The organism is Paenibacillus sp. CCS19 (assembly GCF_033239625.1).
Taxonomy (GTDB): Bacteria; Bacillota; Bacilli; order Paenibacillales; family Paenibacillaceae; genus Paenibacillus_T.
Map to the genome: position 1 here is coordinate 29,811 of NZ_BTCK01000006.1, position 12,708 is coordinate 42,518.

Below are 12,708 nucleotides of genomic sequence, written 5' to 3' on the forward strand. Positions count from 1 at the left end.
GATAGGCTGCTGGCCTACGATCGAAGAATCGCTCATAACGGTTAACGCCCGCTACACGCGATCCGGCTAATGACATCAGCATCGACTATCCCAAACAATACAGGGTTACGCCGCCTTGTGTTCACCGTTCGTTCTCAGGGAAGTCATTCGCCTCGCCACCATAAAGACGCTTGCAGCCTTGGCGTCTCTCTCTGTGTACGTGTACGCGGGTACTTGGTCCCATCATCGAATCGTTACTTATTCCTTTAAATATTACTCTCCAGCTAATCCGAAGTCAAGCCGCTGTCTAGAAATCAAACGCATCTTCGAACAAATCAGGCGCCTTCTCCGAGCGGCCGACCGAATGGTTGTCCGACACATCGGCAGATGCTGCGACAGTTACAAGCGAATTGCTATAGGATGTAAGGGTGCATAATGCAGCGTTCGGTCCTTCAACAGCTCCTGCAAGAATCTGCTCCATACATGCCGCCAGCCGCTGGATCGCAGCTTCACCGAATAAGGCGCTTCGATACTCGAAGGTCAGCTCATATGCACCGTTCTGTTCCTCGACTTGAACTGCGAGGTCCAGCTTCGCCGAACTTGTATAATGCGCGATAGGCTGCCAGCGGACTCTACCTGCTGCCGCCTTACGATCTACTGCGTCCTGCATGACGAACAATGTGTCGAATAGCGGATGACGCGAAGACTCCCACAGGATGAGACCGCGCTCATCCAGCGCCTCTACAAGCAGCTCTGCCGGATAGTGAGAATGCTGCAGCATGTCTACCATTCGTTTCTTCACATCCGCCAGCAGTTCCTCGAACGTCATGGCCGCAGATGGTCGGCCTCGCAGTGGAACGACATTCAGCAACAGACCTGTAGTGCGCTGCAGATCCACATGGCTTCGACCTGCGATAGGAAGACCGATTATAGTGTCGTCGCATGATGTCCACCAGCTGTATGCGGCCTCATAAGCAGCGAGCAGCACCATGAAAGGCGTGCAGTTATAGCGTTGTGCCATGGATTTAATATTGTCAGAACGATTGGCATCCAGCCTTATAATTACAGCTTCAGCTCTCTGCGACTGTTCCACCGAGACGGCAGTACGAGATATTTCAATTGGTATGACCCGCATAGGAATACCATCCTCGAACTGAGCCATCCACCATGCTGCAGCTGCCTTCATGCTGCCATCTGTCAATGACTGACGCAGCCATTCCGTGTAATCCTTCTGCTGAAGCGTCGGAGCAGCCAATTGTCGTCCCTCATACAGATCTGCTAGATCTTGCAGCAGGATAGCAGCAGACAAACCGTCGGAAACCGCATGATGGATATCGAATAGGAGCAGAAATGATTGATCCGCCAGTTTGACCGCATCTAGACGGAATAACGGCGCCTGTCGCGGCGAGAATGGCTTGCGCCACAGCTCTAACATGACATCGATAGATGCTTCAACCGAGAACATGTGCAGTTCATAGGTTTGCTTGAATGAATCCAGCTCCCATACGGACATTGGCAGCTGTTCGATCGACGGATGAATCGCTTGGACCATGTGGCCGCCGCGCTGCTCGAAAGAAGTTCGCAAACATTCATGCATGCGGACCAGTTCCTGCAAAGCAATCTTCAGTCTGCCGCTATCCAGTCCGCCTTCGCAGCGAAGCACCGTTGTCATATGATAGGACAAGCTGCCCGGCTGCAGCTGCTGATGAAGCAGCATTCGCTGCTGCGCTGCGGAGACCGGATAATACGGTTGAGGCAGCGCATGCGGGAATCGCAGCTCCGTTACCCGAACGGTTGGCGCTGTAAGCGCCTCTTCTATGCATACGCTTAATCGGCGAATCGTCGTTGCTCGGAACAACGTAAGCAGCTCGAGACGTACATGAAATCGCTCCTCGATGCGCGCATTCAGCGCCACGGCTCGCAGCGAGTTGCCGCCAAGCTCGAAGAACTCATCATCGATGCCAATGGCGTCGCGGTTCAGAATGGACTGCCACAGCTCTGCCAGCGCTTGTTCGGTCTCGGTCGTTGGAACGGCATAAGTCGTTCCCGTTTCCATTGCCTGGCTGACGTGCAGCTTCGTCAGCGCTTTGCGATCTGCCTTGCCACTGGCTGTAAGAGGCATACTAGCGAGCTGTACATAGGTTTCAGGCAGCATGTAGCTCGGGAGCAGATCAGCGCAATGCTTGCGCAGCTCTCCTGCGGTGCAGCTGCGTTCCGCGACGATAAACGCGCATAAGGAGCGGCTGCCCGCGTCATCTTCTACGACAATAACAACGGCTTCGGATACGGCCTCGCAGGTCATCAGAGCTCGCTCGATTTCGCCGAGCTCGATACGATGCCCGCGGATTTTAACCTGATCGTCAAGCCTTCCCATGTACTCGAGCAGTCCTTCATCCGTCCATTTTGCCAAGTCGCCTGTACGATACAAATTCCCCTGCTCGATGGCTGCGAATGGATCTGCAATGAACCGTTCAGCCGTTAACGCTGGACGATTCACATATCCGGCAGCAACCTGCGCGCCGCCGATACAGAGCTCGCCGGGTACGCCGATCGGCTGCAGCTGCCCGCTCGAATTCCGTACATATAACGTGGTATTGTCAATCGGCCGGCCGATGGGCACCGTCCGCAGCGATATGCCTGGCTCACATTCGTAGACAGTAACGTCCACCGTCGCCTCCGTCGGGCCATAGAGATTAATCAAGCGTACAACCTGATTATCGGCACCGAATCGTACAACTTCATAGAACCGCTCCGCATGTCCTGGCTGCAATGCTTCGCCGCTTGCAAATACATGCCTCAATGTATGGAACTTCGAACGCAAGCTATCGGTCGACTGCGACTGCGACGATTCAACGAATACAGCAAGCATGGAGGGGACGAAATGCATCGTCGTTACACGGTGCTTCTCGATTAGCTGAAGCAGCCCGACAGGATCCTTCTCCGCACCAGGAGGCGCTAATGCGACCGATGCGCCGGCCAGCATCCACCAGAACAGCTCCCAGATGGACACGTCGAAGCTGTAAGGGGTTTTGTGCAGAATAACGTCCTTTTCTTCGAGCGGATAAGCGCGCTGCATCCAACCGATTCGGTTCATGACCGCTCCGTGGCGGATCATGACGCCTTTTGGTCTGCCAGTTGAGCCGGAAGTGAACAAAATATAAGCTAAATCGTCTTCCGTTACAGGTTCGAAGTTCATGCTGTTATCGGCGGAAGTTTCTCGGTTAATGACTTGTCCATCCGTATCTATAACAAGAAGTTCACAGTCAGCGAGCGAAGTTTCCGGCACTGCCAGCCATTGCTGCTGCACGCAGACAACGTGCAAACCGCTGTCCTCTGCCATGAATCGAAGCCGTTCCGTCGGAAAATCAGGCGGCAGCGGCACATAAGCCCCGCCTGCTTTCAGAATCCCGAGTACTCCCGCAAGCAATGCCGGCGACCGCTCAGCCATTAGGCCGACCGCATCACCTCGACGAACGCCAGAAGCAAGCAGCTGCTGAGCAATCGAATCCGATCGTTCGTCCAACTCCAGATAGGTCAGCTGTTCCGTCTCGAACCAAGCCGCAGTACGTTCAGGCGTCAACATCGCTTGCCTGCGGAACATATCCGTCAACGTGTTCACGCCAAGCCGTTGATCAACAGCCGTATTGTTGAACGTATACAACAAACGGTGTCGTTCCTCGACATCGAGAATATCGTGAGCGCCGATCGCAGCATCCGGCGATTGCAGCAGTTGACGAAGAAGACGTCCGAACATCGAGGTCCACCGCGACATTGTGGATGGATGGAATAGCTGCTTCGCATATTGGAACGTCAGCTGAAGCTGCCCGTCCCGCTCGAGCGCCGACAATCCAACGTCGAATTGAGCCGTACCGAAGTCGATATCCAGCTGGCGAACATGAAGCCCGTCATCAACTGTCATCTCCGCATGCGGCATATTGAGCATCGAGAACATGGCATCGAAGAGCGGATTGCGGCCCATATTCCTTTCGGACGGCGGGAGCATACGATCGACCAGCTCCTCGAACGGCACCTCCTGCCCTTCGATCGCGCTTAACACTTGCGGCTTCGAATCATGCAGCAGCTGCTCGAAGGAACGAGCTTCTAATGGCGCCAGTCGAATCGGCACCGAATTGACGAACAACCCCGCCATCCGCTCGGTGCCAGACACGGTGCGGCCTGCCATCGGCGCACCGATCACGACGTCTTGCTGCCCCGATAACCGCATCAGCCATACTGCGTAAGCTGCCAGCAGCACCATGAATGGCGTCGTTTCCGTTCGCCTGGCAAGTCTCTGGATGCCAGCCGTCTGTTCATGATCGATGATCAGATCATAACGGACACCGGCACGTTCCATAACGGCGGGCCTTTCATGATCATGCGGCAGCTCCAGCTTCGGCAGATGATCGCCTAATCGAAGGATCTGCCGTTGCAGCAATTCCTCGCTGCTCATCCCCGTCTGCTGCACATACACCGCATAATCTTTGTATTGAAGCTCCAGCGGCGCCATCGATTGCTCGTTATACAACCGGATCACCTCATCCACCAATACATTGACCGATACGCCGTCGGCAATAATGTGATGAATATCAAACAGCAGATAGCGCTGCTCTGAATCAGACGTCTCTAACAGTGCAATTCTCATAAGCGGACCCGTCGACAGATCGAAAGGCTGAACGAATTGCACGGCAGCATCCGCGGCCGATTGATCTAGGATCGTATGGCGGCTGAATGCTGCTGCTGTCACCGCAACCGAAGCAGCATCGGCAATACGCTGCACAGGCTCCCCGTCTTGCAGGACGAATGTCGTACGCAGCGCCTCATGCCTTTCGATCAATTGGCTGATCGCAGCTGCGAGACGCTGCTCGTCCAGCTCTCCGCGAAGCTCCAATACGGTCGGAATGTTGTACGCGGTTCCGGACGGATCAAGCTGCTGCAGTACGTACATTCTTCGCTGAGCAGATGTAACAGGGTAAGACGCTGCAGCTGGCGCCGCGGTTAGCTGAGGCGTTAATGCTGCTTCTAGAACGCCTGCCTTTCGCTTCCTATCGATAAGTTCAGCCATTTCACTGATCGAGGAATGTACGAATAGCTCCGTCAGCGTTACGCCGACGCCGAAGTGCCGCACGATTGCAGACACAAGGGATGCCGCTCGCAGTGAATCGCCGCCGGCATCGAAGAACGTATCGGTCCTGCGGAGCCTTATTCCAACACCAAACGCTTCGCGCCATAGCTCAGCTAAGACCTCTTCCGTCTCGCCTTGCAGCGGCTCATTATAAGCGCGTGCAGCTTGATCCACTGCTTCGTGAACAAACCATTCTCTTGTAAAATCAACAAGCTGCTCCCCCCTCACATAGCCAAGCGCTTCGGCGTAAGCGAAATGGAATAGCTGATGAGCTTCGTATTCATCTTCCGGCAGGAAGCTCCAATTCCAGTCCGTTCCTACTTCCGATGGACGAGCTGTATCATACCTTTCGGTAGACTCCATCACATGGACAGGCCTCATGCCGTGCTGACTCATCTGTTTATCCAATGGCTCCTGACGATGAACAGACTCAATGTTGTCTTCGAGCGTAATATGAGCTGGAGCATCCGGTACTTCATGACGCGACAACAGCAATGCTCCTTCTGCGTTCCATCTCTCTCCGCCTGGCAATGTGCGCAGGAAGGCAGCGAACGGGGCATTTTTCGCCGTAGGCATGTAGTCGATCCGGATCTTAGTCAAGCTCTGCTCATCAGCAATTGCAGCAAGCCGATCCAATACGGCATATTCAATTCCTCTGCCGAGGACGCGGCAGCTCAACATGAACGATTCGATACGCATCGTCTCTTCGTCCGCATCAACGACAGCAAGACCTGCTAGACCGTAGTCACCATACCGATCCGATGCCGCTAACACGAACACGCGGCCCAGCTGCGCCTGCTGCATGATCTGATCCTCGCTGCTGCGAATGCCAGTCGAATTAAATTGGTTCGTACGGTACGTTAGCTGTGACGCTCGCGGCACGTCTTCCCTCTGCAGCGGTCGAACGGTGAGCTTAATCGATAAACTAGCCAAATACTGCTCCATCGACGACATCGAGGCTTCTGCCAGCTTACGCTGCCGCTCCTCGCCATAACGATCAGCTCTCCGTCGATCCTCTTCCGTTACCTGCACACGGTCGAGCGCCCATAGATGATCTGCGAAAGCAGCCAATTGGCCGACCGTATCTTCCGGCACTTTGATCGTCAGCACCTCTGGACAAGCAGCCATCATCGCTAAACATTCTGCCGCATTATCGTCAAGGAAGATGAAGCTGTCTGCCGATACATCGAGCTCTTGCGCAATATCTCGCACATGGCCGGATTTAGGGTCCCAATCAATGCGCCATGCGGCAAAATGCTCCCGTTTCAGCAGCATACCCGGATTGCGCTCGAACACATCCCAGACGTCAGACTCGTTGTTCTTACTGCACAGAACGAGCAGGAAACCTTCAGACCGCGCCTGCAGCAGCTTCCGCTGCAAAGCGGCAAAACCTGGCGTCACCGAAACGCCCTCGGCTCCATCTTCTCCGCATACGCCGCGCCACAGGGTGTTATCCGCATCCACGGCAATCACTTTGAACGGCGAGGCTTGACTGCCGGCAATGAGTCCACGAGCCAGATGCGCCGACATAGCAGCAAAGTATGGTTCCGTATAAGGGATATGCCCTACGGATTCCGTTACCGCATCCTCTATAGCATCAACGAAGTAACGACTTGCTACATGGGCAAAATCAACAACCGACACCCCATGCGCTGCAGCCTCAACACGCCACGTGCGATGCCACCTCGCTAATAAAGCTTGCCGCTCCGAATCTGCAATCCGCTGCAGCGACCCGGCTGGGAGCAGCCCGATCAGAACAGGCGCGCGGTCCGGCCTTTCCCCCAGCAGCGCTGTCAGCCTTGCAAGGTCGGACTCAAGCAGCGCCAGCTGCTGCTCAGCGCCTTGCTCCCCGAGCCAGTCTTCAGGCCGAATGAGCAGCAATCTTACTGCTCGGGTCTGATCATCTGCTGTTGGATTAGTCGTAGTGGCAGGCAGCGGTCGAAGCACATCCTGCAGCGCTTGATTGAAAGGCGCAAACGTAATGACCGGCGACCAGCCGAATAGCGCCAGCCACGCCTTCAGATGCTGCTCTAGCGGTTCGGCCGTGAATGTCGCCGCAATATGAACATGAAAGACAGGTCGTGCAGGAGCCTGGTCCGCTGCCGACCGTAAAGGGATCGATGGCTCTAGTGCGAAATTCAGCATTCGCCGCTCTTCATACTCGGCTTCCTGCGCCGAACTGAGCGGCTCCAGCTCCGACAGCTCTTGATTTCGTTCCGCGCACAATGCGTCGCACAGCGATATGAATTGCGCTGCCATGCTGACAATGGTCGTCTCATCAAACAGTGCCGCATCGTACTCCCATACGCCGTGCAGCTCGCCGCTTGCCGATATGAACAAATCAAGCTTCACATCCAGCATCGATGTCGTACGCGGGAGCGGATACTGTTCGAACGAAATCCCACCCGCTTCGAATGCTTCACTGCCCGCCGCATGATTGTGGTAGACAAGCATGGCATCATAGATCGGCGAACGAGAGCGATCCTGCGTCGCGCCAAGCTCAGACACTAATTCATCGAACGGGTAACGGCCGTTCGCATGCGCCTCTGTCGTAACCGCGTGCACGGATCGGATGAACGTTTCTGCCGTCTGATCCTCCGTAATATGCAGCCGAATCGGAATGAAATTGATGAACACCCCCGCTGCCCCCAGCAGCAGTGCATCCTCTCTGCCATTGGCGAGTGAGCCGATGATAAGGTCGGATTGGCCCGCCCACCGGCTGAGCAGCAGACTGTAAGCGGCGAGCAGTACCGCGTGTGTTGATGTCCGGCAAGCGGCTGCCGTCCGTTGAATCGAGCGAACGGTATCGGCTGGCACGATGCATCGATAGCAGCCACCCTCTTGCGACTTGCATGCAGGCCGCTGCCGGTCGAGCGGCAGCGTCAGCTTCGGCAGTGCCCCTGCCATCGTTCGCTCCAACCAATAGGCTCGCTGAACCATCTTCTCTTCACTCTCGAGCCAAGCGAGTTGACGCATAACATAATCGCCATACTGCACCTTAACAGGCGGCAGCGGCTTCTCTTCGTAAAGCGCAACAAGCTCGCCGAGCAGCATGACTAGGGAAGCGCCATCGAGTATAAGATGATGAGCATCCAATACGAGTAAATGACGATTCGTCGGCGCGGTTGCCAGACCAACGCGCAAGAGAGGCAGCTTATCAGGCGAGAATGATTGCACGAAAGAAGCCGCATATTCATTCCATTCATTCTCGGATGCAACCGTACTGCGCTCCAATCGGAATGGCGCAGAAGGATGTACCCGCTGCACAGGTTCTCCGTCTTCTGTCCATTCGAATGTCGTCCGCAGCGACTCATGACGGCTGACAAGCGCAGCGAATGCCCGCTCCAGGCGATCTATTGCAATTGTTCCAGTGATCGTATAAGCGAGCGTCATATGATGATAACGCTCGGCTCCCGGCTGATAGCTGTTAAGCAGAATTCGCCGCTGTGAACGGGATAACGGAAGCAGCTTGTCCTGCCGAGCCGGTAGAACCGCTGTGTCTATCGCTGAAATAACCACCGTTGCTGCTGACAAGTCATTAGGCTCGTCGTCGTTCAGTGACGGCATCTGCTCCTCCAACAGCTCTGCTAGTTCTGTCACGGTTGGTTGAAGAGTGATATCCATAGCGCTGAAGCTTCCGCCTGTTGCCGCCTCCAGCGCGCTCGCAACGCGAAGCGCGAGAATAGAATCTCCGCCTGCTTCGAAGAAGTCCTCTTCGACGCCAATCGTCGTTAAGCCAAGCGCCGTTGACCACGCTTCCGCCGCTAGCTGTTCCGCACGGGTATAGCGGTTATCCGCTCGGCCCGTAAGCTCAACAGCAGCAGCCGCTGCTCTGTTGTCTGCTTGATCCGAAGCCGATGCTGCCGTATCGACAGCAACCGCAGCTTGATCAGTACCATAGTCCGCAGGCTTGCGATAACCTGCTTGAAGTTCAGCAGTTCCCTCCTCAATCCAACAACGAATGCGATCAAATGGATAAATCGGCAAATGGACCGTACGAGCCGATGCCCCAGCCCACAACCTCGGCCAATCAATCGACGCTCCTTCCGCATACAGACGGCCGACCGCCGTCAAATTACGCAAATCGGAAGACGGATCAACAGCACGTTCCTCGTCTCCTTGACGCGGTACGCCAAGCCAGCCGCCGCCGCTGTTCATGACCAAGCCCGGTGTCAAGGAAGCAGGCAGTCGGTCCAGCGTCTCCGCGAGCTGCTGCAGCCCTGCTGCCAGCTGTTCATGACCATGCGCGCCAATGGCAGCGCGCCAACCGTAATGTCCACGTCCTACCGCAGCCGTGCAGCAAATGTCTGCGAGCGGCAGCAGCGCACCTTCTCCTCGGAGCCACTCCACATAGCTGCCAAGCAGCGCTCGCAGCGCCGTTCGCGATTTGGCCGACAACGGCAGTAACCGAGCGGCGGCAGGCCCCGTCTTTATCTCATCGCGAGCAGGCAGTCGAGGAGCTTCTTCCAGCACGACATGCGCGTTCGTCCCGCTCATGCCGAACGAGCTGACGCCGGCTCGGTAAGGCACGCCTTCAGCGGCGCGAGGCCAAGCTTGCAGCGCGGCCGGGATGTACAGCGGCGATCGTTCGAACGGAATCTCCGGATTCGGACTGCGGTAGTGAACCAGTGGAGGCAGCTCGCCGCTGCGCAAGGCGAGCACCGTTTTGACCAAACCAACTATGCCCGCAGCCGTATCGAGATGCCCGATATTCGTCTTCACCGAACCGACTGCGCAGAACTGCTTGCGGTCGGTATAACGGCGGAACGCATTCGTTATGCCCGCAACTTCAATCGGATCGCCAAGCTTCGTGCCGGTGCCATGCGCTTCGATATACCCGATCGTCTCCGGGTCGATGCCCGCATCCTCCCAAGCAGCCGCGATGACCTCCTCCTGCGCACGTGCATTAGGCGCAGTCAGTCCAATGGATGCACCGTCTTGGTTGATTGCCGAGCCGCGAATGACTGCGTGAATGGCATCTCCGTCTCGCAGCGCTTGATCGAGCGGCTTGATCAGAATCGCCGCGCAGCCTTCCCCGCCGCCTGTGCCGTCCGATGCGGCATCGAACGTACGCGCCCGCGCATCATGCGACTCAATGCCGATGCGAATGCCGAGGTCGACGGGCAGCAGATATGTCTTCACTCCGCCGACGACCGCTTGATCGCATTCCCCTGAACGAATCGCCTGAATAGCCAGATGAAGGGCAACGAGCGAAGACGAGCAGGCGGTATCAACCGCCATGCTCGGTCCTTTGAAATCAAGCAGGTACGACAGCCTCCCCGCCGTCACTGCGGATAGATTGCCAGGTATCGCAAGCGACAGCGAGGCAGGGTCGCGTTCGGCGATTAACCTTTTATAATCATGGAACGCATCCCCGTTATAGCCCATATAGACTCCTGTACGCGTCCCCAGCAGCCGATCGCCGCCATAGCCGGCATCCTCCAGCGCGCCCCATGCCGTCTCCAGCCAGATGCGCTGGTTCGGACTCATAAGCGAAGCTTCCTTCGGCGACAAGCGGAAAAACCGATGGTCGAATGCATCGATTCGCTCCAAATACGCCCCGTCATAATAAGCAGCCTTCCCGCCTGGCAGCTTCGTATCGGAGAGCAGCGACTCGACGTCTTTCCTTCTTGCTTGCGGGAACTCGCCGACGGCATCCAGGCCTTCCCGGAGCCCGCTCCACCAGTCTTGAAGGGAATCTGCCTGCGGCAGCCGTACAGCCATCCCGATTATTGCAACGTCGCGGGAGGCGGACGGCTGGGCCACTTGCTCCACATCCAGCGGCGCTTGTTGCTCATCGGTCAGCGACTCATTCCACCACTCCAGCTCTTGCATCGTCATAACCGTCTCCCCTCTCCTCTATTCGTTTCATCAATCCGCAAGTCGAAGCTTAGGCATCCAACTGAACATCATGCGAAGTGCGTACGGTCGTCGTCATCGCCTGCGGTCGAATGCGCCATAATGCATACAGCAGAACGAGAATGCCAACCGAACTTGCTACGAGCAGCACATATAGGCCTGCGCCTTCCGGCAATCCGAACTGGTTGCGAATCAAGTAGTAGGTCGAGAACAACACATATTCATTGACGATCGTAATCCAGATGGAACGGTGCCAAATATACAGCATACCGAAAATAACGGCGCCGGCCGTACCATACAGCGTCAGCGGCAAATCGCCCGAGAAGAATAAGATGCCGTACAGAATGCCGGTAATGATCATCGCAGCCGTTACCGGCAGCTTGCTGCGCAATTCGTTGAACAGCAAGGCGCGGAACAGCACCTCTTTGTACACCGAGTTGATGACGAAGAAGCTGAAGAACACCCAGGCGTTCTGAAAGAGGAAAAAGCCGACGATGCTTTCGAAGCCCGGCGCCGCGTCCTTCACCTGCGGAATGCTGAACAAGCTCATGACCCAGATCGCCATGCAGATCGCGAGCGCGACATTAAGAAGCTGCGGCTTCCAGCCGACGGTTTCAAATCGAGCGAGCTTCCACAAATTTTGCTTATACAGCCTCTTGTAGAGGAAATAGAACATCGGGAAGGACAGCAGCGCGTTCGTGTACAACCCGATGATGCCGTGCTCAGCAAGCGACGGGTAGCGAGGCAGCACCGCATTATCCCAGATGACGACGAGAATTTGCAGCAGGATGTAGTACAGCGCCACAATCAGCCCTACCTTACCTGTCAATACAGCATAAGGACGAACCGGCTGCCAGCCCTTCCACATGACGAAGAGCGCAAAGACGATGAACAACAGCGACAGAACGGCGGCGAGCAGCAGCGCAAATCCTGGCAGCTTCGCCATCGCGTCATGAACGCCCCATACTTTGGTCAGCATGATGAGGCAGTTAATGACGGAGCCAATGAGGATCGATGACCAGAGGGAACGCAGCTTGGCATACACGAGACAGTAGAGCACGCTTAAGAACACGGACGTGACGCTCACCCAGAAGCTTGGCTGGAAATAGCCGTATACGAGCGAGGTAGTGAGAACCGTAGCCCAGAGCGGAAGCGTCCTTTCAAGCGCATTGAACAAAATGCCGCGGAACAGCAGTTCCTCGAAGCAAACGGCAAGGAAACCAACGCCTACTAGGACATAAATGAAGGAGTCCGCCCGGCTGAACGTGTCCACATACGATTGGAAGTCCTGCGTATTGTCACGGACGTAAGGAAGATTCATCACGCTGATGAACAGCAGCGTGCCTGCGATCCCGATGTAGACGAGCAGACGAATATCGGCAGCTTTCAGTTTATGGAACCTAGCAGTCTCCAATATGCCGCCAATCCGCCCCTTGGACAACTTCTGTTGCGCATAGGAGACAAGCAGGAACAAGACGAAGACGCCTCCGAATACGGTGCATAGGAATACGGGAATGTTGTCGTTCATAAAGTTCCGGTACCCTTCGAACTTGTCGATGAACAACATCCCATGCAGCTCGGAAACAACCCAGAATACAAGCAAATACATCACCGCATGCAGCACGGAGCCAGCCAGCGCTTTCACATTAAATTTCACAATCGATCCCTTTCCTTTCGTATAAGCACTTGTTCAAAAAGTCGGACTTTCAGCACGCTTTTTGAACGACCTCTATAAGTCGATAAGGTAC

Annotated in this window: 2 protein-coding genes; both read right to left on the minus strand. The window is 55.7% G+C overall.

Annotated features, from left to right (window positions below):
• Nucleotides 1-286: 286 nt before the first annotated feature.
• Complete coding sequence (locus SBI19_RS06880; protein ID WP_317966362.1) at nucleotides 287-10,942, minus strand: non-ribosomal peptide synthetase; 10,656 nt, start codon at nucleotides 10,940-10,942, stop codon at nucleotides 287-289.
• Nucleotides 10,943-10,991: 49 nt separating this feature from the next.
• Nucleotides 10,992-12,617 carry a type II CAAX endopeptidase family protein gene (locus SBI19_RS06885; protein WP_317966364.1) on the minus strand — a complete coding sequence of 542 codons (1,626 nt, stop codon included), beginning with the start codon at nucleotides 12,615-12,617 and terminating at the stop codon, nucleotides 10,992-10,994.
• Nucleotides 12,618-12,708 lie beyond the last annotated feature (91 nt).

Excerpts from the sequence above, each read along its gene's own strand:
- SBI19_RS06880 (WP_317966362.1), bottom strand. The coding sequence starts at position 10,942 with ATGACGATGCAAGAGCTGGAGTGGTGGAATGAGTCGCTGACCGATGAG.